The organism is Marivibrio sp. (genome assembly GCF_040218065.1).
GTDB lineage: Bacteria > Pseudomonadota > Alphaproteobacteria > UBA8366 > Aestuariispiraceae > Marivibrio.
On the sequence record NZ_JAVJQE010000015.1, the window covers coordinates 160583 to 180051 of the forward strand.

Here is a 19469-nt window from a genome sequence, read left to right on the forward strand (position 1 = left end):
TCCCCTTTTTCCCCAAGGCTTGGAATCGCTGACGATCCCCCGCTTATCGGCCGACGCTCCACAGCCGGCCGGCGCGCAACCGGCGCCGAGACGACGCGTGTTGACGAAGTCGGGGACGAAAAATAATCCCCGTGACTCATCCCCTCTACCACCACCGCAACCTTTTTACTTATTCTCTTAAGATTGATATGGAGAGACCCGAAAACGACGGGGGAGGCCGTACAATCGTGGCCAGCGCTGACCAGACGATCCGAACGCCGAGCGAAATGGCGCCGGGCGATAAGAAGTTCCTGCACGCTCTGAAGGGCGGCCTGCAGAAGACTCCCCCGATTTGGCTGATGCGCCAGGCCGGGCGCTATCTGCCGGAGTACCGGGAGGTGCGGGCGACCTGCGACGGGTTCCTCGATCTGTGCTTTACGCCCGAGAAGGCGTGCGAGGTGACGCTGCAGCCGATCCGGCGCTACGGCTTCGACGCCGCCATCCTGTTCTCGGACATCCTGGTCATTCCGTGGGCCTTGGATCAGGGCGTGCGCTTCGTCGAGGGAGAGGGTCCGAAGCTGGACGCGCTGACATCGGAGCAGGATCTCGCCGCGCTGTCGGATCCGACCAAGGCGGGGGAGAAACTCGCCGCCGTGTGCGAGACGGTCTCGAAACTGTCCGCGTCGTTGCCCAAAGAAACCGCGCTGATCGGCTTCGCCGGCGCGCCCTGGACGGTCGCCACCTACATGATCGAAGGCGGCTCCAGCCGCGACTTCACCAAGGTCAAGCACTGGGCCTTCGCCCAGCCGGAGAGTTTCGGGCGTCTGATCGACATGATCGTCGAGGCGACGGTCTCCTACCTCTCCGCCCAGATCGAGGCCGGGGCCGAAGCGATACAGCTGTTCGACAGCTGGGCGGGCGCGCTCGACGCCGCCTCGTTCGACCGCTGGGTGAGCGCGCCCAACCGGGCGGTGGCGGAGCGGCTGCGCGCGCACCATCCGACGATCCCGATCATCGGCTTTCCGCGGGCCGCCGGCATGAATCTCTATTCCTACATCGAGACGGCCGGGGTCGACGCCGTCAGCCTAGACCAGATGGCGCCGCTCGAGCTCATCCGGCATACGGTGCAACCCAAGCTGCCGGTGCAAGGCAATCTCGATCCGCTCGCGCTTCTGACCGGGGGCGCGGCGCTGGACGGCGCGATCGACAAGATCATGGAGAACCTTTCGGGCGGTCCGTTCGTATTCAACCTCGGGCACGGCGTCATCAAGGAGACGCCGCCCGAGCACGTCACCCGGCTGGTGGAGCGGGTGCGCGGGTTCTGACCCTCCCCCGTCCGCCTTTGGAGCCGCCTTACCCCATGCACGGATTCGACCCCAAAGCGAGGACGCCAGAGATGGACCGGCCGGCCGACCATCCCCCTGTGACAACGGATCGCGTCGGGGTCCTGCTGATCAATCTCGGCACGCCCGACGGCGCCGACTATTGGTCGATGCGCCGTTATTTGAAGGAGTTCCTGTCGGATCGGCGGGTCATCGAGGCGCCGCCCATCATCTGGCAGCCGATCCTGAACGGCCTCATCCTCACGACGCGCCCGCAGCGCTCGGGCGAGGCTTACGCGAAGATCTGGATGGAGGAGACCGGCGAGAGCCCGCTGCGCCATTTCACCCGCGCGCAGAGCGAGGCCCTGGCCGCGCGGCTGGCCGACCGCCACCCGCAGTTGACCGTGGACTGGGCCATGCGCTACGGCAACCCGTCGATCGCGGAGGGCGTCGAACGGCTGAGCAAAGCGGGCTGCCGGCGCATCCTTCTGGCGGCGCTTTACCCGCAATATTCGGCCGCCACCACCGCCACCGCCTACGACAAGGCCTTCGATCACCTGAAGACGATGCGCTGGCAGCCGGCGATCCGCACGCTGCCGCCCTATCACGACGATCCCGCCTATATCGAGGCCTTGGCCGCGACGGTGCGCCGCGGCCTCGAGGAGGCGGAGACCGCCGAAGGGCCGCCGGAAATGCTGCTGTGCTCCTTCCACGGGCTGCCGGAGGAGAATCTGCAGAAGGGCGATCCCTATCACTGCTTCTGCCAAAAGACCGGTCGCCTGCTGCAGGAGGCGTTGGACTGGCCGAAGGACCGGTTCATGACCGTCTTCCAGTCGCGCTTCGGTCCGAAGGAATGGCTCAAGCCCTACGCCGACGTGACGGTGGAGCAATTGGCCAAGCAAGGGATCAAACGGATCGCGATGCTCTCGCCCGGCTTCGCCTCCGACTGCGTCGAGACGCTGGAGGAGATCGACATGGGCCTGCGAGAGACCTTCGAGGAGCATGGCGGCGAGCATTTCCGCTACATTCCCTGCCTGAACGACGGCGAGGCCGGAATGGCGATGCTGGAGACGCTGGTCAAACGCGAGTTGGGCGGCTGGGTCTGAAGGCTTCCGGGGTCCAAAGCCGGCGCAGCCGGGAGAGGCGATCGATGTATGAGTGGGTGAAGGCGCTGCACGCGATCTCGATCATCGCCTGGATGGCGGGGCTGCTCTATCTGCCGCGGCTCTACGTCTACCACACGCAGGTCGCCGTCGGCTCGGAGCAGTCGGAGCTCTTCAAGGTGATGGAGCGCCGCCTGCTGCGCGCCATCATGAACCCGGCGATGATCGCCAGTTGGATCTTCGGCCTGTGGCTCACGGTCCTGATCGAGGCCTGGACCCAGCCCTGGTTCCACGCGAAGCTGCTGGCCGTCGTCGTCATGACCGGCGCCCATATGGCGATGGCCAAATGGCGCAAGGATTTCGAGGCCGACCGCAACGCGCGCGGCCACAAATTCTACCGCATCGCCAACGAGGTCCCGACCGTCCTGATGGTCGCCGTCGTGATCCTGGTGATCGTGAAGCCGTTTTGAGGCGACGCGCGCGCCGCGGCGCGCCGGGCGGGGTGTCACGAAACCGTCGATTGACTTGGACGCTAGTTGCCCTTATGTCTGTCGAAGCGTCGTTCTCGTCGCGGCTGCGCCCTCGGGCGCTGATTGTCGACGGCCCGCGGCGCTCTCAGCCCGCATACAGCAACCGCCGGTCGATCGCGTCCCGAAAGCGTTAGATCACGTCAGCCGAGCGCACCGTCGCCCTGAAGGCGACGCGCCGCCCGGACCGCGGACATCCCTCTCCCTTCACGCGCCCGTGCGCCGCGTCCTCCTCCGAGAGACCCGGCGCAAGCCGACGAAAAGAAGCCGATGCATCTCAAAGACCTGAAGAAGAAATCGCCCCAGGATCTCCTCGCCTACGCGGAAGAGCTGGAGATCGAGAATGCGAGCGCGCTGCGCAAGCAGGAGCTGATGTTCGCCTGCCTGAAGCAGCTGGCGAACAATGACGTCGCGATTTACGGCGAGGGCGTGCTGGAGGTGCTGCAGGACGGCTTCGGCTTCCTGCGCTCGCCCGAGGCGAATTATCTCGCCGGGCCGGACGACATCTACGTCTCGCCGAGCCAGGTGCGCCGCTTTGCGCTGCGCACCGGCGACACCGTCGAAGGCCAGATCCGCGCGCCGAAGGACGGCGAGCGGTATTTCGCGCTGCTCAAGGTCAACAAGGTCAATTTCGACGAACCGGATCAGGTCCGCCACCGGGTGAATTTCGACAACCTCACGCCGCTCTATCCGGACGAGAAGATCGACCTGGAGCTCGAGCAGCCGCTGGAGAAGAAGGGCGGCCCGAAGCGCGACATGTCGACGCGGATCATCGATCTGATCGCCCCGCTCGGCAAAGGCCAGCGCGCGCTGATCGTGGCGCCGCCGCGCACCGGCAAGACCATGCTGATGCAGAACGTCGCGCACGCCATCAGCAAGAACCACCCCGAATGCTACCTCATCGTGCTGCTGATCGACGAGCGGCCGGAGGAGGTGACGGACATGCAGCGCTCGGTCAACGGCGAGGTTGTCTCCTCCACCTTCGACGAGCCGGCCCAGCGCCATGTCCAGGTGGCCGAGATGGTGATCGAAAAGGCTAAACGCCTGGTCGAGCACAAGAAGGACGTGGTGATCCTGCTGGATTCGATCACCCGGCTCGCGCGCGCCTACAACACCGTCGTCCCCAGCTCCGGCAAGGTGCTGACCGGCGGCGTCGACGCCAACGCCCTGCAGCGCCCGAAGCGCTTCTTCGGCGCGGCGCGCAACATCGAGGAGGGCGGCTCGCTCACCATCATCTCGACCGCGCTGATCGACACCGGCAGCCGCATGGACGAGGTGATCTTCGAAGAGTTCAAGGGCACCGGCAACTCCGAGATCATCCTGGAGCGCAAGCTCTCCGACAAACGCACCTTCCCCGCGATCGACATCACCAAGTCGGGCACCCGCAAGGAGGAGCTCTTGGTCGACAAGGGCGTGCTCTCCAAGATGTGGGTCCTGCGCCGCATCCTGATGCCGATGGGCGTGGTCGACGCGATGGAGTTCCTGCTCGAGAAGCTCAAGCACACGAAGAACAACAACGAGTTCTTCGACAGCATGAACCAGTAGGGGCCGCAGCCGCCCGCCCCCTTATGGGAGTCCCCGCGAAAGCGGGGACCTTTCTCAGCCCGCTCCCAGGCCGGCGCGCGCCGATTGAGGCCCCCGCCTTCGCGGGGGCGCCGTGTCGGAGGTCGGGCGGGAGACGTCGTTCGCGCTCGGAACACGGCGCCGGCGCGGTCGGATTGTAAAGGGCGTTTGGTTCGCCGTCCGCGCGTTCGCGCTGCGCCGCCGACCGGGACGACGGAGATGCGTTTCGGGCTGCGGTTAAACGGGAGTCCCCGCGAAAGCGGGGACCTTTCTCAGCCCCCTCCATCGCCGGCGCGCGCCGATTGAGGCCCCCGCCTTCGCGGGGGCGCCGTGTCGGAGGTCGGGCGGGAGACGTCGTTCGCGCTCGGAACATGGCGATGACGCGAGCGGTCTGCGCGCGGGCGTCCCGGCGTCCTTACGCCGTCGTATCGACCCCGCCCCCATCCTTGGGGCCGTCCTTTGCGTCGTTCGCGGGCGCGCCGGCGTCGCCCTTCGCCACCACCACCATCGCCGGGCGCAGCAGGCGGTCGTGCAGCATGTAGCCGGGCTGCAGCACGTCGACGATGGTGCCGGCGGGCTGGCCGGTGCCGGTCGCCTCCGAGATCGCCTGATGGTGATCGTAGGAGAACTTCTCGCCCTTCGGATCCATCTTGCGCACGCCGCCCTTGGCGAGGGCGTCGAGGATCTGTTTTTCCGTCATCTCGACGCCGACGACGAGGTTTTTCACCGTCTCGTTCTCGGCCTGCATGGCCTCCGGCACGCTGTCGACGGCGCGGCGCAGATTGTCGACCGCCGGCAGGATCTCCTTCACGAAGGAGGAGGCGGCGTATTTGCGCGCGTCGGCGGCGTCCTTCTCCGCCCGGCGCTTGGTGTTCTCGGCGTCGGCGACGACGCGCATCATGCGGTCCTTCATCTCGGCGTTTTCGGCCTGCAGACGCGCGATTTCGGCGGTCGGGTCGCCGCCCTCCGAGGCGGCCTGCGTCGCCTCGGCCGCGTCGGCGTCGGCCGGGCCCTCGCCGCGGGCCTGACGCAGCGCGTCGTCGACCGCCTTTTCGGCCGCGCGCTCGGCCTCGGAGGCCGCGCCGGGCTCGGCGGAGTCCGTGTGCGCCGTCTGGTCGTCCGTCTTCTTCGCCTGATCCTTGCCGGTCATGGGTCGTAAGCCGCCTTTCGTGCTGTCGCGATGTCTTGCAGGGCTCGGCGGCGGGCTGTAGCCGAAAGCTTGGCGCCGCTCAAGTCCCGAGCCGGAGCTATAGGTCCGCGCGAGATGTAGGCGCCCGTGCGGCGTTTGCCTACCCTGCCCGTCCGTTCTCCGCGCGCGATCTCCGCCGCTCAACCGACGTCGCGCCGGCCGAGCAGCCGGCCGACCACCTTGGAGGTGTAATCGACCATCGGGATGATGCGGGCGTAGTTCATGCGCGTCGGGCCGACCACGCCGATCGCGCCGATCACCCGCTCCTCCTCGTTCAGGTAGGGCGAGACGATCATCGAGCAGCCGGTCATCGAGAACAGGTTGCTGCCCGAGCCGATGAAGATCTGCACGCCCTCGGCGATGTCGGCGGCTTCGAGCAGGCGCAGCATGTTCTCCTTCGCCTCCAAGGCCGAGAACAGCGCGCGGATATGCTCCAGATCCGTAATCGCCTGGACGTCGTTGAGCAGGTTGCTCTGCCCGCGCACGATCAGCACCCCGTCGCCCGCGCTGGCGTCCGACCAGGTGGCGAGGCCGGCCTGGACGACCTTGGCGGTCAATGCGTCGATCTGGGCGCGCTTGTCGGCGATCTCCTGGCTGACGGCGTCGCGCGTCTGGTCGAGGGTCCGTCCGGTCAGCTTGGCGGAGAGGTAGTTCGTCGCCTCGTTGAGCGCCGAGGCCGGCAAGCCCATCGGCAGGTCGATCACGCGATTTTCGACCAGGCCCGTGTCGGTGACCATCACCACCAGCGCCCGGCCCGAGCCGAGCGGCACGAATTCGATATGCTTGAGGCGCTGATCGGTCTTGGGGGCGAAGACGAGGCCGGCGCATTGCGAGAGACCGCTCATCAGGTCGCTCGCCTCCTCCAGCACTTGCGTCACGGACTTGCCGGTGGCCGAGCAGCGCTCTTCGATCGCGCGGCGGTCGCCTTCGGTGAGATTGCCGAGTTCGAGGATGCCGTCGACGAAGAGCCGCAGGCCGGCGTCCGTGGGCAGACGGCCGGCCGAGGTGTGGGGTGCGTAGAGCAGCCCCGAGTCCTCCAGATCCGCCATCACATTGCGCACGGTGGCGGGCGAGAGGCGCTGCTGCAGCCGGCGCGAGAGGGTGCGCGAGCCGACGGGCTCGCCCGTCTCGACGAAAGCCTCCACCACCAGACGGAGAATTTCGCGGCTTCTGTCGTTCAGTTCTGAAATCATCTGACGGCGATTTCCAGTTGGCGGTGCGGGCGCAGGCGGCGCTCGCACGCGCTGGGCGAACAAGATACGCCGGCGCGCCCGTGACCGGACGCGGCGTCGGCGGGAAAGTCCGTCGATCCTCATCAAAATGTAGAAACGGCGCCGATCCCCGTCAATCGGCGTTGCGGGGCGCGACGCGCTACGCCCCGGACGGGCCGGGCTGGACGCGCGGGGCCCGCGCAGGTAGCGTGCGCGCCATCGTCGACCGGCCGTCCGACCCTAAAGAGGAGAAACGCCCCGTGCGCCCCAGCAATCGCGCCCCCGATCAGCTTCGCCAGATCGTCCTGGAGCCGGAGGTCGCCCGCTACGCCGAGGGGTCCTGCCTCGCAAAGTTCGGCCACACCCACGTGCTGTGCTGCGCCAGCGTGGAGGAGTCGGTGCCGCCGTTCCTGCGCAATTCCGGCCGCGGGTGGGTGACCGCCGAATACGGCATGCTGCCGCGTTCGACGCACAGCCGGATGGACCGCAAGCGCACGGCCGAAGGCGGGCGCACCCAGGAGATCAGTCGCCTGATCGGGCGCAGCTTGCGCGCCGTGACCGACATGAGCCGCTTGGGCGAGCGGCAGATCCGCCTTGACTGCGACGTGCTGCAGGCCGACGGCGGCACGCGGACGGCGGCGATCACGGGCGCCTATGTCGCGCTCAAGCTGGCGGTCCGGCACATGCAGCGTCTCGGCGCGATCGAGGCCGATCCGCTGACCGACAGCGTGGCGGCGATCTCCTGCGGGCTCTACCAGGGGACGGCGGTGCTCGATTTGGATTATGATGAGGATTCGAACGCCGAAGCGGACGCCAACTTCGTGCTCACCGGCAGCGGCGGCATCGTGGAGGTGCAGGGCACGGCGGAGGCGGATCCCTTCAGCGAAGAGCAGTTCATCCAGCTCCTCGGCCTCGCCAAGAAGGGTGTGGCCGAGTTGACGGACGCGCAAACGGCGGCGCTTAACCCGTCCGCCTGACGGCGGCGACCGGCTCTTAGAGGAGACGAGGACGATGGCCCGGCGGTTTGATCCGAGCGCGAGCGGCGGCAAGCTGGCGATCGCCAGCCATAATCCCGGCAAGGTGCGCGAGATCGGCGCGCTGCTGGGCGATTTCGGCGTGACGCCCGTCTCGGCCGGGGAGCTGGGCCTGCCGGAGCCGGAGGAGACCGGACAGACCTTTATCGACAACGCCAAGTTGAAGGCGCTGGCCGCGGCCGAGGGCGCGAATGTGCCGGCGCTGGCCGATGACAGCGGGCTCGCCGTGGATGCGCTGGAAGGCGCGCCGGGCGTCTATTCCGCCCGCTGGGCTGGGCCTGAGAAGGATTTCAGCCTGGCGATGGAGCGGGTGCACGAGGCGATGGCCGACAGCATCGACCGGACCGGCCGCTTCGTCTGCGCGCTGGCGTTGGCCTGGCCCGACGGCCATTGCGAGGTGTTTCAGGGGACGGTCGAGGGGCTGATCGTCTGGCCGCCGCGCGGCGAAAAGGGCTTCGGCTACGATCCGATCTTCGTGCCGGAAGGCTATGAGGAGACTTTCGGCGAGATGGACCCGAGCGAGAAGCACGCCGTCAGCCACCGCGCGGCCGCCTTCAAGAAGCTGGTCGCCGCCTGTTTCGAGTCTGGCTGAGGGCCGCCGCCCCCCGATGGTCGCGCTGTACGTCCATTGGCCCTTCTGCAAGGCCAAATGCCCCTATTGCGACTTCAATAGCCATGTGCGCGCCGAGGTCGATCACGCGCGCTGGGCGCGCGCGCTGGTGCGAGAGACCAAGGCGGCGCTGGCGCCGTATCACGGCCGCAAGGGGGTTGAGCTCGAGAGCGTCTTCTTCGGCGGGGGCACGCCGAGCCTGATGGCGCCGGAGACGGTCGCCGCCGTGCTGGAGGCCGCGCGGGCGCTGACGCCCTTCGCCGCCGACGTGGAGATCACGCTGGAGGCCAACCCGACCTCCGTCGAGGCGGCCAAGTTCGAGGCGTTCCGGGCGGCCGGCGTCAACCGGGTGTCGCTCGGCGTGCAGGCTCTCGACGATGGGGCGCTGCGCTTTCTGGGGCGCGAACATGACGCCGCGGAGGCGATGGCGGCGGTCGATCTGGCGCGCGCGATCTTTCCGCGCTGGAGCTTCGATCTGATCTACGCGCGGCCCGAGCAGAGCCCGGACGCCTGGGCGCGCGAGTTGGAGGGCGCCCTGTTCCGGGCGGGCGACCACCTCTCCCTTTATCAATTGACGCTGGAGCCGGGCACCGCCTTCTTCACCCGCGCGCGCCTCGGGGAGCGGATGACCGCCGAGGAGGAAGCCGCCGTCGATCTGTGGGAGACGACGCAGGCCGTGACCGCGGCGGCAGGGTTCTGCGCCTATGAGGTCTCGAATCACGCGCGCCCTGGCGGGGAGAGCCGGCACAATTTGGTCTATTGGCGCTATGGCGACTACGCCGGCGTCGGACCCGGGGCGCACGGCCGCGTCGACGACGGGGCCGGCGGGAAGGTCGCCACCGCGCGCGTGCGTCTGCCGGAGCGGTGGCTGGAGGCTGTCGAGTCGCAGGGCGAAGCGTTGGCTGAGCGCGCGCTCGTGCCCGTCGAGGACCGGCGGCGGGAGCTGTTGCTGATGGGGTTGCGTCTGACGGAGGGCGTGGCGGAGCGGCGGTTGGTCGAGGAGACGGGACGCGGTTTCGACGCGCTTGACCCGATGCGGCTCAAGGCGCTCCAGGATGAGGGATGGATCGTCTTCGCGGACGGCGCATTGAAGGTGACGAAGACAGGGCGGCCGCGTCTCAACGCGCTGCTCGGCTATCTCGTCGATTAATCGTGGCGCGGAGCCGGGGCGCGCGTGCGACGTGACGCCTAAAACGGCCCGGTCGGCCCCGATGAGCGACGCGCATCGCGCGGAGCGTGATAGGGCTGACGCCTATTTCGGTCCGATTTCGACGCGACGGGGACGCGGCCGCGGCGTGTCGCCGGTTTTTGCCTACATCTGCAGATTTTTCGCCGATATTTTGGGGGCGAACCCCGCTATAGCCCATCATGTAGGGGCTTAAACGCGGCGGCGCCCGACTTGGTCGGACCCTCAGCCCGCGCCGGGCGGCGCTTTTCGGACCCTCTCCCGGCGCTCGGCGCCGGGAGAGGATTGGGCGGCGGCGGGCGCGGGCCGGCGATCGCCCGCCCCGCGCGGCGTCACGCCGGGAGCAGGATCGTCGAGCCGGTCGTCTTTCGCGCTTCCAGGTCGCGGTGGGCTTGGGCGGCGTCCTTGAGCGCGTAGCGCTGATTCACCTCGATTTTCAGTCCTTTGGCGACGGCGTCGAAAAGTGCGGTCGCGCTGTCGACCAGATCCGCGCGCTCTGCGGTGTAGGTCATCAGCGTCGGTCGCGTGAGGTAGAGCGAGCCCTTCTGCGCCAGAACGCCCAGATTGAAATTCTCGATCGGGCCGGACGCGTTGCCGAAGCTGACGAAAAGGCCGCGCGGGCTCAAGCTGTCGAGCGACGCGTCGACGGTGTCCTTCCCGACCGCGTCATAGACCACGGGCACGCCCCGGCCGTCGGTCAGGTCGTGGACGCGCTTCGCGACGTCTTCGTGGTTGTAGAGAACCGTGTGGTCGCATCCGTGCGCCTTGGCGAGCTCGGCCTTCTCCTCGGAGCCGACGGTGCCGATGACGGTGGCCCCGATCTGCTTCAGCCACTGACAGGCGATCAGCCCGACGCCGCCGGCGGCGGCGTGGAACAGCACCGTATCCCCCGCCTTCACCGGGTAGGTTCGGCGGATCAGATACTCGACCGTCATCCCTTGCAGCATCATGGCCCCGGCTTGCTCGTCGGAGATCGCGTCGGGCAGTTTGACCAGCCGATGCCAGGGCATGATGCGCTCGGTGGCGTAGGCGCCGACGGGCGGGGCGGCGTATGCGACGCGGTCGCCGACTTGAAAGGCGTCGACCCCCTCGCCCACCGCCTCGACGATCGCGGCGGCTTCCATCCCGATCGCGCCGGGAAGCTCCATCGGGTAGAGTCCGGTTCGGTGATAGACGTCGATGTAATTGAGGCCGCAGACCGTTTGTTTCAGCTTGACCTCGCCCGGGCCGGGCTCGCCGACGGCGACCTCTTCCCAGACCATTTTGTCGGGGCCGCCGTGCTCGTGAATGCGGATCGCCATCGCCATGCGCGTGTGTCTCCTGTCTTTCGGGTGCGTTGTCGGATGAGCCGGCGAGAGCCTAGCGCGGGTCCAGCGCTTCGGAAAGCGCGGCGGCGTCCGTGATCGGGGTCTGACAGACGGGACCGCGGCAAATGTAGGCGACGGCGCCGCCGGCCGCGCGTTCCGCCTTGGCCGCAGCCGGGTGGCCGTCCGGCAAGCGGGCGTCGGGGGCGAGGCGCTGAATTGTGCGGTGCGCGACCGGCGCGCGCGCGGCCGCGCGCCGCAGCGCGCGGGCGTCCGCGTCGTGCGGCCCGCCGACGATGAGGATGTGCAGACCCTCGGCGCGCAGCACGGCCCCGTCGATCAGGCTGGAGTACGGTACGAAGTTGCGGGCGAGCTCGCCCGAGAAGCGGCGGACGACCGCGTCCGCGCGCGCCGCCCAATGGGCGACGCCGGTCGTCTGATGCAGTTTTGCGAACAGCTGGACGACCTGTCCGCCGCCGGCGGGCGTTGCGGCGTCGGCGGCGTTCTTGGTGCGGACCGCCAGCCCGTCGGCGTCGTCTGCGGTGAAGAAGTAGCCTCCTCCGCCCTCCGCCGCCGGGCGGGCGTCGTGGAAGTGGGCGTGGATCGCCTCGGCCCACCCTTCCGCCTTCCGAAGGGGCGCGCTCTCACCGCTCGCCTGATGCAGCGCAAGTCCCGCGAGCGCCATCTGAACGTAATCGTCGAGGACGCCGTCATGGCGGGCCGCGCCCAGGCGCCAGCTGTGGTGCAGTCGGTCTTCGCCTTTCGAGCGGTCGACCATGCGGCCGGCGACGAACTGAAAGGCGCGCTCCGCCGCTGCGATCCAGTCGGGACGCTCAAGACGCTCGCCGGCCTCGATCAGGCCGCAGATCGCCATGCCGTTCCAATCGGCCAGGATCTTGTCGTCTTTCAGCGGCGCCGGGCGGGTTTCGCGCGCGGCCAGCAGGACGTCGCGGGCGCGCTCGAGGCGCTGCGCCTCATCGTCGGATAAGGCGCGCTCAGACGAGCGCAGGCGATTGAGGATCGTTTCGCCCTCCCAATTACCCTCGGGGCGCACGTCGTATACGGCTTTGAACAGCGCGGCGTCGTCAGGCCGGAGCAGGCGATCGATCTCCGCCTCGGTCCAGACGTAATAGGCGCCTTCCCGGCCGTCGCTGTCGGCGTCGCGGGCGCTGGCGAAGCCGCCGTCGGCGGTCTGCATGTCGCTTAGCAGCCAATGCGCCGTCTCTTCGGCTCGGCGCCGGAAGAGCGCGTCGCCGGTTGCGTTGTGGGCGAGCGCCAGCAGCGGCAGCAACAGCGCATTGTCGTAGAGCATTTTCTCGAAGTGGGGGACGAGCCATTGCCGGTCGGTCGAATAGCGCGCGAAGCCGCCGCCCAAATGATCGTAGATCCCGCCTTGGGCCATTCGGGTCAGGCTTAACAGCGCGGCCTCGCGACAGCGCGGGTCAGCCCCGCCGTCCGCCGCGGCCCAGAGTTGGGTCAACAGCGTAGGTTGCGGGAATTTGGGCGCGCCGCCGATCCCGCCGTGCTCCCAGTCGACCAGCTCGAGCAGCTTTTCGGCGCACCCGCGGGCGGTGTCGGGATCGATCTCGGCTCCGGCGCGCGGGGCCGCCTGCTTGCGGAATCCGTCGGCCAGGGCCGAGACGTTGTTTCGGATCTTCTCAGGCGCGTCGCGATAGGTGTCGGCGATCCCGCGCAGCACGTCCTTGAAGGCGGGCTGGCCGTAGCGCGCGGCCTTGGGAAAATAGGTTCCGCCCCAGAAAGGATCGCCGTCCGGCGTCAAGAACATCGTCAGCGGCCACCCGCCGCGGCCGCCGAGCATCGCCAGCGCCTGTTGATAGATCGCGTCGATGTCGGGGCGTTCCTCGCGGTCGACCTTGACGTTCACGAAGCGCGCGTTCATCAGCTGCGCGGTCTCCGCATCGTCGAAGCTTTCATGCGCCATGACGTGGCACCAGTGGCAGGCCGCGTAGCCCACCGACAGCAGGATGGGAACCTCGCGCGTTTTCGCTTCGGCCAGCGCCGCGGCGCCCCAGGCGCGCCAATGGACCGGATTGTCTTTGTGCTGCAGCAGATAAGGGCTGGTTTCCTCCGCCAGAAGATTGCGGGGCGGCAAAGCGGGGGCGTGCGGGTCGCCGTCGGCGGGTGTCATAAGGCCTCTGGTGGTTGACGCGAGTTCTTGTCTGGATGTGGGGACTCCTGGACAGGGCGCAACGCCCGTAGGATAAGGGCTTGATCCCGCGAGCAGGAAAGGCAGTGAGCCCATGAAGATCACCATTGACGTCGACTGCACGCCGGAAGAGGCGCGCCAGTTTCTCGGCCTGCCGGATGTCGCCCCGATGCAGGCCGCGCTCATGGCCCAGATCCAAGAGCGCATGGAGGCGAACATGAAAGCGATGGAGCCTGAGGCGTTGTTCAACACCTGGCTGCCGGCCGGCCTGCAGGGTCTTGAAGGCTTGCAGAAGATGTTTTGGGCTCAGATGGCGGGCGGACCGTCCGGGGCGGACAGCGGGGCCTCGGGCAAGGGCGGCGGCAAGGACAAGGGCTGAGCGAGAGCGCGGCGAGCAGGGCCAGCCATGGCGGAGACGATCTACGCGCTTGCGAGCGGCGGCGCCAAAGCCGGGATCGCCGTCATACGGCTTTCAGGACCGAGCGCCGGCGAGGTCGTGCGCGCGCTGACGCCCGGCGCGCCCTTCCCCGCGCCCCGGCGCGCCGTGCGCCGCGTCTTCCGCCATCCGCAATCCGGCCGGGCCCTGGATGACGGCTTGGCGCTCTGGTTTCCGGGGCCGCGCAGCTATACCGGGGAGGATGCGGCCGAACTGCATATCCACGGCGGCCGGGCGGTGCGGGCCGCCCTGTTGGACGCCCTCGCGGCGCTGCCCGGGTGCCGGTTGGCCGAGCCGGGGGAATTCACGCGCCGCGCGTTCCTCAACGACCGGCTCGACCTGAGCCAGGCGGAGGGGGTCGTCGATCTTATCGAGGCGGAGACGGAAGCGCAGCGGCGTCAGGCCTTGCGGCAGGCCGAGGGAGCGCTTGGGCGACGCTGCGCGGCGTGGGCGGAGCGCCTGATGCGGCTGGCCGCGCACGCGGAAGCGTGGATCGATTTTCCGGACGAAGATCTGCCGGCCGAGTCTCGAGATCGAAACGAATTCGAGATGCAGCAGCTTGAGGCGGAATTGACGCAAGAAATAGAAGGGAGCGTCCGGTCCGAGCGCCTTCGGGACGGGGTGCGGGTCGCCATCGTCGGCCCGCCCAATGCGGGGAAGTCCTCGGTGCTCAATCGCTTGGCCGGTCGGGAGGCGGCGATCGTCCACGCGCGGGCCGGCACGACGCGCGACGTCGTCGAGGTCGGATTGGATTTGGCGGGGGTCCCTGTCGTGGCGGCGGACACGGCGGGGCTGCGCGAGGCGGCCGATGAGATCGAAGCGGAGGGCGTCCGTCGGGCCCGGGCGGCCGCTGCGGCTGCGGATGTGGTGGTCTGCGTGGCGGCGGTGACGGACCCGGCCGCGCCGGCGCTGTGGACCGACGCGAGGGCGGCCTATCCGGAGGCGGCCGTCCTGCTGGTGGCGAACAAGAGCGATCTGCTGACGCAGGATGCGGCGGCGTCTGGGATCGGCGGGGCCGCCGGCGAGCCGGTGCTGTTTGTGTCGGCCCAAACCGGCGCCGGGATCGAGGTCCTTGTGGACCGGCTTGCGGCGGCGGCGGCCGAAGCGGCGGGGGCCGGTGAGGAGGCGGGCTTGACGCGCGCGCGCCACCGGGAGGCGGCGGCGGAGTGCCTGGCCGCCTTGCGGCGGGCGCGGCGGGCGCCGAGCCCGGACCTTGAGGCGGAGGACCTCCGGTTGGCGCTTCGGGCCATCGGGCGGATTACCGGTAAGGTGGATGTGGAAGATTTGCTGGACGTGGTCTTTCGGGACTTCTGCATCGGCAAGTGAGAGGTCGGGGCGGGCGGTGTTTCACGTGAAACACGGGGACCGGCGGCCCGCCGTCGGAGGAATTTGTTTCACGTGAAACGCCGCGGGCGCCCGCCTCCGTTGATTTCCCGGCCGACTGGCCGTATTTTCCGGGCGCGGCTGCGCCGGATCGCGGCGCTCGGTTTGAGGACGGCATCATGAGCGGCGTTTGGGACGTCATTGTCGTGGGCGGCGGGCACGCCGGGTGCGAAGCGGCGGCCGCGGCCGCCCGGGCCGGCGCGCGCACCCTTCTCGTGACTCACAAACGCGACAGCCTTGGGGCTATGTCCTGCAATCCGGCCATCGGCGGCCTGGGCAAAGGGCACCTGGTTCGAGAAATCGACGCCTTGGACGGAATCATGGGCAGAGCCGCCGATCGGGCGGGCATCCAATTCCGGCTGCTGAACCGCAGCAAGGGACCCGCCGTCCAAGGACCCCGCACGCAAGCCGACCGAAAGCTCTACAAACAGGCCGTGCAGGCGTTGCTGGCCGAACAGCCCGGCCTGTCGATCCGTGAGGCGGCGGTTGAAGATCTGGCGCTGGATCGATCCGGGCGCTGTGTCGGCGTGGTCACAGCTGCCGGTGAGACGGTGCGCGCCGGCGCCGTCGTGTTGACCGCGGGCACCTTTCTACGGGGGATGATCCACCGCGGACGGGAGCGCATCCCGGCCGGGCGCGTCGGCGACGCCCCCAGCGTCGGCCTGGCGGCGACCCTGGCGCGCGCCGGCTTCGCGCTCGGTCGTTTGAAGACCGGAACGCCGCCGCGGCTGGACGGGCGCACCATCGATTACAGCGGCTTGGAAAGCCAGCCGGCCGATGACGCGCCCGAGCCCTTCTCGACCCTGACGGATAAGATCGTCACGCCGCAAATTGCATGCGCCATCACCTACACCACGCCCGAAACCCACGCGCTGATTACCGCCAATCTTTCCGAATCGGCGATGTATGGCGGCCATATTGAAGGGATCGGGCCGCGCTATTGCCCGTCCATCGAAGACAAGGTGGTGAAGTTCGCGGACAAGCCGCGCCACCAGATCTTCCTTGAGCCGGAAGGGTTGGACGACGACACCGTGTATCCCAACGGCGTCTCGACCTCTCTCCCGGCCGAAATCCAGCAGCGGTTTTTGGAGACCATTCCTGGGCTGGAGAGGGTGCGGATTCTAGAGCCGGGCTACGCGATCGAATATGATCACGTCGATCCCCGCGAACTCGAGCCGAGCTTGGAGACGCGTCGGGTGCCGGGCCTTTATCTGGCCGGCCAGATCAACGGCACGACCGGATATGAAGAGGCGGCCGCGCAAGGCTTGCTCGCCGGCCTAAACGCCGCGCGCGCCCTGGGCGCCGCCGCCCCGCTTCTGCTCGATCGCGCTGAGGCCTACATCGGCGTTTTGATCGATGATCTGACCACACGCGGCGCCGACGAGCCTTACCGCATGTTCACGTCGCGCGCCGAGTATCGATTGCGGTTGCGCGCCGATAATGCGGATCAGCGGCTGACCGACCGCGGAATCGAGGCGGGATGCGTCGGGGCGGCGCGTCAGGCGGCGTGGCGCGAGAAGCGCGCGGCGCTTGCGGCGGCGCAGGCCCTCGTCGACGGTCTCCGGGCCAGCCCGACCGAATTGGCGCGGGCGGGATTCGGGGTCAAGCAAGACGGCGTCGTACGCAGTGCGTTCGAGCTGTTGGCGTTCCCGGAGATCGACGTCGCAAGACTCAGCGCGCTTTGGCCGGAGCTTCAGCGCGTCCCGCCGCGGCTGGCGCGGCAGCTTGAGATCGAAGCGCTGTACGCCGGCTACCTCGCGCGCCAGGACGCCGATATTCGCGCCTATCGCCGGGATGAAGCGCTGTCTTTGCCGGGGGATCTGGACTATGACGCGGTGGGAGGGCTGTCGGCCGAGATGCGCCAACGGCTGAGCGCCGCGCGCCCGCGCACCCTGGGAGCGGCCGCCCGGCTGCCCGGCGTCACGCCGGCGGCGGTCGTCGCCTTGCTGCGTCACGTCAAACGCCGTCAGGCTGCGGCCGCAGCGTGATTCGGCGCGCCCCTGTGACCGGCGATTCCGCCGCCGCCTTTCGCGAAAGAACAGGCGTTTCACGTGAAACAACGGACCGCCTGTCGGCTTTCGCGACGCTGCTGGCCAAATGGCAACGGCGGATCAACCTGATCGGCCCGAAGACCCTCCCAGAGCTTTGGACCCGGCATATGCTCGACTCGGCGCAAGCGGCGGACCAGCTTCCCGCGAACGCTCGCCGCCTCGCCGACTTCGGATCCGGCGGCGGGTTCCCCGGCCTGGTTCTCGCGGCGATCGGTCGCGAGCGGGGCGTCGAGACGGTGACGCTCGTCGAAGCGGACCAACGCAAGGCGGCCTTCCTGCGGGAGGCGGCGCGTGTCATGGGTCTTTCGGCGACGGTGACGGTGCGCGCCCAGCGGTTGGAAACCCTCGGCCCTTTGGAGGCGGATGTCGTCACGGCGCGGGCTCTGGCCTCGGTTTCAGACCTGCTCCGCTATGTGCAGGCGACGTGCGGTCCGCACACGCCGTGCGTCTTCTTGAAAGGAAAAAGGCTTCAAGATGAATTGACCGATGCGAAATCCGCATGGTATATAAAATATCGAATCGCCCCGTCATCCACCGACCCCGACGGCGCGATCTTGATCATCGAGGATTTCGCCGATGTTCGCACAGATTCCGGAGTCCATGACGCGCCCCAAGGCTAACGGGGAGCCGCGCATCATCGCCGTCGCCAATCAAAAGGGCGGCGTCGGAAAAACGACCACCGCGATCAATCTCGCCACCGCGCTCGCCGCGTGCGACAAGCGGGTCCTGATCATCGACATCGACGCCCAGGGCAACGCCTCCACCGGCCTGGGGATCGACCGACGGCTGCGGACCGTCACCGCCTACGATCTGTTCGTCGGGCGCGCCAAGGCTGGCGACGCCGTCGTCCCGACGAGCATCCCCAATCTCTCCCTCGTCTCCAGCTCGGTCGATCTGGCCGGGGCGGAGATCGAGCTGGTGGATATGGACCGCCGCGAATATCGCCTGAAGGACGCGTTGGGCGGCCTCAAGGACCGGTTCGAGTACGTGCTGATCGATTGTCCGCCGGCGCTTGGCCTGACGACGCTGAACGCCCTGGTCGCCGCCGACGCGGTGTTGGTGCCGCTGCAGTGCGAGTTCTACGCGCTGGAAGGCCTGAGCCATCTGGTGCGAACGATCGAACGGGTTAAGCGCGCCTTCAACCCGCGCCTCGACATCCAGGGCGTCATCCTGACGATGTACGACAAGCGCAACAATCTCTCCGACCAGGTCGCTGCGGATGTGCGCGCGCATTTCGGCGAGAAGGTCTATGAGACCATGATCCCGCGCAACGTGCGGATCTCCGAAGCGCCGAGCTACGGCAAGCCGGTCCTGTTGTACGACATGGCCTGCCGGGGCTCGCAGGCGTACATCCATCTGGCCAGCGAAGTGCTGAAGCGCGAACGGAGGGTGAGCGCGTGATGACGGCGGAAAAGCCAAAGAAACGCGGCCTCGGTCGCGGCCTGGACGCCCTGTTCGGCGAGGCCGGCGGCGGCTACGGCGAAGATCAGACCGACGCGAGCGCGTTCGACCCGGCCGAAGCGGCGGCGGTGACCGGCGGAGACGACGCGTTCGCCGGCGCGCCGCGCGCCTCCAAATTGGTGCCGATCGAGTTGATCCGACCCAATCCGGATCAACCGCGCAAACGCTTCGACGACGCGGCGATCGACGGGCTGGTCGATTCGATCAAGAGCCAAGGCGTCTTACAGCCGCTGCTGGTGCGGCGCGATCCGAACCAGACCAACGGCTACCAGATCGTGGCCGGCGAGCGCCGCTGGCGCGCGTGCCAGCGCGCCCAGCTGCACGAAGTGCCCGTCTTGATCAAGGACTTGAGCGACGCGGACTCGCTCGAGATCGCCTTGATCGAGAACATCCACCGCGAGGACCTCACGGTGCTCGAGGAGGCCGAGGGATATCAACGCCTAATGGACGAGTTCGGTCACACTCAGGACGCGCTCGCCAAGGCGGTCGGCAAAAGCCGCAGCCATATCGCGAACCTCCTGCGCCTGCTCGGTCTTCCGGAGGAGGTGAAGAGCATGTTGGACGACGGGCTCCTCTCGGCAGGGCACGCACGCGCGCTGATCGGGGCCTCGGACGCCGCCGGGCTCGCGCATGAGATCGTCAAGAAGGGTCTCAACGTCCGTCAGACGGAAAAGTTGGTCCAGGACGCCAAGGCCGGCGTCGGCATGAAGCGGCTTAAGAAGGCGGTCGCGGAGAAGGACCCGGACACCCGCGCGCTGGAGCGCCGGCTGGGCGACAGTCTCGGCCTCAAGGTCGACATCGCGGTCAAGGGCGCCGCCGACGGCGGCGAGGCGGGAAAAATCACGATCCATTTCAACGACTTCGACCAGTTGGATGATGTGGCGGGGCGCCTTAGCGCCGTGCGCGCCGCCGCCCGCGAAGACGTCGAAATGTAAGGCGGGTC

At 68.2% G+C, this 19469-nt stretch carries 17 protein-coding genes; 13 read left to right on the top strand and 4 right to left on the bottom strand.

The window, feature by feature from the left end:
• Positions 1-266 precede the first annotated feature (266 nt).
• The 4 genes from hemE (at position 267) to rho (ending at position 4476) form a co-directional block, all read left to right on the top strand.
• Positions 267-1304 (top strand): uroporphyrinogen decarboxylase, encoded by a 1038-nt coding sequence (gene hemE, locus RIB45_RS16605; protein WP_502882582.1) that lies wholly within the window; start codon positions 267-269, stop codon positions 1302-1304.
• A 71-nt stretch (positions 1305-1375) separates the two neighbouring features.
• Positions 1376-2407, top strand: coding sequence for a ferrochelatase (gene hemH, locus RIB45_RS16610; protein WP_350051643.1), 1032 nt, complete (start codon positions 1376-1378; stop codon positions 2405-2407).
• Positions 2408-2451: 44 nt separating this feature from the next.
• Positions 2452-2874, top strand: a complete 423-nt coding sequence (hemJ, locus tag RIB45_RS16615; protein WP_350051645.1) for a protoporphyrinogen oxidase HemJ — start codon at positions 2452-2454, stop codon at positions 2872-2874.
• 327 nt (positions 2875-3201) lie between these two features.
• Entirely contained in the window at positions 3202-4476 is a 1275-nt protein-coding gene (rho, locus tag RIB45_RS16620) for a transcription termination factor Rho (protein WP_350051647.1), read from the top strand.
• Positions 4477-4909: 433 nt separating this feature from the next.
• On the opposite strand, the gene grpE is transcribed toward rho, so the two are convergent.
• Both grpE and hrcA read right to left on the bottom strand, forming a co-directional pair.
• Positions 4910-5644 carry a nucleotide exchange factor GrpE gene (gene grpE / locus RIB45_RS16625; protein WP_350051648.1) on the bottom strand — a complete coding sequence of 245 codons (735 nt, stop codon included), beginning with the start codon at positions 5642-5644 and terminating at the stop codon, positions 4910-4912.
• 179 nt (positions 5645-5823) lie between these two features.
• Positions 5824-6876: a heat-inducible transcriptional repressor HrcA gene (hrcA, locus tag RIB45_RS16630; protein ID WP_350051649.1), complete on the bottom strand. Its 1053-nt coding sequence runs from the start codon at positions 6874-6876 to the stop codon at positions 5824-5826.
• A 278-nt stretch (positions 6877-7154) separates the two neighbouring features.
• Between hrcA and rph the strand changes: the two genes are divergently transcribed.
• The 3 genes from rph to hemW are packed head-to-tail and all read left to right on the top strand — an operon-like array spanning position 7155 to position 9688.
• Positions 7155-7871 carry a ribonuclease PH gene (gene rph, locus RIB45_RS16635; RefSeq protein ID WP_350051650.1) on the top strand — a complete coding sequence of 239 codons (717 nt, stop codon included), beginning with the start codon at positions 7155-7157 and terminating at the stop codon, positions 7869-7871.
• 34 nt (positions 7872-7905) lie between these two features.
• Positions 7906-8520, top strand: a complete 615-nt coding sequence (gene rdgB, locus RIB45_RS16640) for an RdgB/HAM1 family non-canonical purine NTP pyrophosphatase (protein ID WP_350051651.1) — start codon at positions 7906-7908, stop codon at positions 8518-8520.
• Between the two features lie 16 nt (positions 8521-8536).
• Positions 8537-9688: a radical SAM family heme chaperone HemW gene (hemW, locus tag RIB45_RS16645; protein WP_350051652.1), complete on the top strand. Its 1152-nt coding sequence runs from the start codon at positions 8537-8539 to the stop codon at positions 9686-9688.
• 368 nt (positions 9689-10056) lie between these two features.
• Here the strand turns inward: hemW and RIB45_RS16650 are convergent, their stop codons facing one another.
• Positions 10057-11031, bottom strand: coding sequence for a quinone oxidoreductase family protein (locus tag RIB45_RS16650; protein ID WP_350051653.1), 975 nt, complete (start codon positions 11029-11031; stop codon positions 10057-10059).
• A 52-nt stretch (positions 11032-11083) separates the two neighbouring features.
• Positions 11084-13177, bottom strand: coding sequence for a thioredoxin domain-containing protein (locus RIB45_RS16655; RefSeq protein WP_350051654.1), 2094 nt, complete (start codon positions 13175-13177; stop codon positions 11084-11086).
• Positions 13178-13289: 112 nt separating this feature from the next.
• On the opposite strand from RIB45_RS16655, the gene RIB45_RS16660 reads away from it, so the two are divergent.
• The 6 genes from RIB45_RS16660 (at position 13290) to RIB45_RS16685 (ending at position 19461) form a co-directional block, all read left to right on the top strand.
• Positions 13290-13574 carry a DUF6489 family protein gene (locus RIB45_RS16660; protein ID WP_350051656.1) on the top strand — a complete coding sequence of 95 codons (285 nt, stop codon included), beginning with the start codon at positions 13290-13292 and terminating at the stop codon, positions 13572-13574.
• Between the two features lie 27 nt (positions 13575-13601).
• On the top strand, positions 13602-14957 hold the full coding sequence (mnmE, locus tag RIB45_RS16665; RefSeq protein WP_350051657.1) for a tRNA uridine-5-carboxymethylaminomethyl(34) synthesis GTPase MnmE: 1356 nt from the start codon (positions 13602-13604) through the stop codon (positions 14955-14957).
• Between the two features lie 176 nt (positions 14958-15133).
• Complete coding sequence (mnmG, locus tag RIB45_RS16670; protein ID WP_350051658.1) at positions 15134-17002, top strand: tRNA uridine-5-carboxymethylaminomethyl(34) synthesis enzyme MnmG; 1869 nt, start codon at positions 15134-15136, stop codon at positions 17000-17002.
• A 14-nt stretch (positions 17003-17016) separates the two neighbouring features.
• The gene (gene rsmG / locus RIB45_RS16675; protein WP_350051659.1) at positions 17017-17685 is read left to right on the top strand and encodes a 16S rRNA (guanine(527)-N(7))-methyltransferase RsmG; all 669 of its coding nucleotides are present in this window, start codon (positions 17017-17019) and stop codon (positions 17683-17685) included.
• On the top strand, positions 17642-18466 hold the full coding sequence (locus RIB45_RS16680) for a ParA family protein (RefSeq protein WP_350051661.1): 825 nt from the start codon (positions 17642-17644) through the stop codon (positions 18464-18466). Before rsmG ends, RIB45_RS16680 begins: the two co-directional genes overlap by 44 nt.
• Complete coding sequence (locus RIB45_RS16685) at positions 18466-19461, top strand: ParB/RepB/Spo0J family partition protein (protein ID WP_350051662.1); 996 nt, start codon at positions 18466-18468, stop codon at positions 19459-19461. The genes RIB45_RS16680 and RIB45_RS16685 overlap by 1 nt, the downstream gene beginning before the upstream one ends.
• The last annotated feature ends 8 nt before the right edge of the window (positions 19462-19469 follow it).

What these genes read in the sequence shown, in the direction of transcription:
- hrcA (WP_350051649.1), bottom strand. Translation starts at nt 6,876, where the DNA reads ATGATTTCAGAACTGAACGACAGAAGCCGCGAAATTCTCCGTCTGGTG.
- hemJ (WP_350051645.1), top strand. Translation starts at nt 2,452, where the DNA reads ATGTATGAGTGGGTGAAGGCGCTGCACGCGATCTCGATCATCGCCTGG.
- RIB45_RS16660 (WP_350051656.1), top strand. Translation starts at nt 13,290, where the DNA reads ATGAAGATCACCATTGACGTCGACTGCACGCCGGAAGAGGCGCGCCAG.
- rho (WP_350051647.1), top strand. Translation starts at nt 3,202, where the DNA reads ATGCATCTCAAAGACCTGAAGAAGAAATCGCCCCAGGATCTCCTCGCC.
- hemE (WP_502882582.1), top strand. Translation starts at nt 267, where the DNA reads ATGGCGCCGGGCGATAAGAAGTTCCTGCACGCTCTGAAGGGCGGCCTG.
- hemH (WP_350051643.1), top strand. Translation starts at nt 1,376, where the DNA reads ATGGACCGGCCGGCCGACCATCCCCCTGTGACAACGGATCGCGTCGGG.
- grpE (WP_350051648.1), bottom strand. Translation starts at nt 5,644, where the DNA reads ATGACCGGCAAGGATCAGGCGAAGAAGACGGACGACCAGACGGCGCAC.
- mnmG (WP_350051658.1), top strand. Translation starts at nt 15,134, where the DNA reads ATGAGCGGCGTTTGGGACGTCATTGTCGTGGGCGGCGGGCACGCCGGG.
- hemW (WP_350051652.1), top strand. Translation starts at nt 8,537, where the DNA reads ATGGTCGCGCTGTACGTCCATTGGCCCTTCTGCAAGGCCAAATGCCCC.
- RIB45_RS16680 (WP_350051661.1), top strand. Translation starts at nt 17,642, where the DNA reads ATGTTCGCACAGATTCCGGAGTCCATGACGCGCCCCAAGGCTAACGGG.
- mnmE (WP_350051657.1), top strand. Translation starts at nt 13,602, where the DNA reads ATGGCGGAGACGATCTACGCGCTTGCGAGCGGCGGCGCCAAAGCCGGG.
- RIB45_RS16685 (WP_350051662.1), top strand. Translation starts at nt 18,466, where the DNA reads ATGACGGCGGAAAAGCCAAAGAAACGCGGCCTCGGTCGCGGCCTGGAC.
- RIB45_RS16655 (WP_350051654.1), bottom strand. Translation starts at nt 13,177, where the DNA reads ATGACACCCGCCGACGGCGACCCGCACGCCCCCGCTTTGCCGCCCCGC.
- RIB45_RS16650 (WP_350051653.1), bottom strand. Translation starts at nt 11,031, where the DNA reads ATGGCGATGGCGATCCGCATTCACGAGCACGGCGGCCCCGACAAAATG.
- rdgB (WP_350051651.1), top strand. Translation starts at nt 7,906, where the DNA reads ATGGCCCGGCGGTTTGATCCGAGCGCGAGCGGCGGCAAGCTGGCGATC.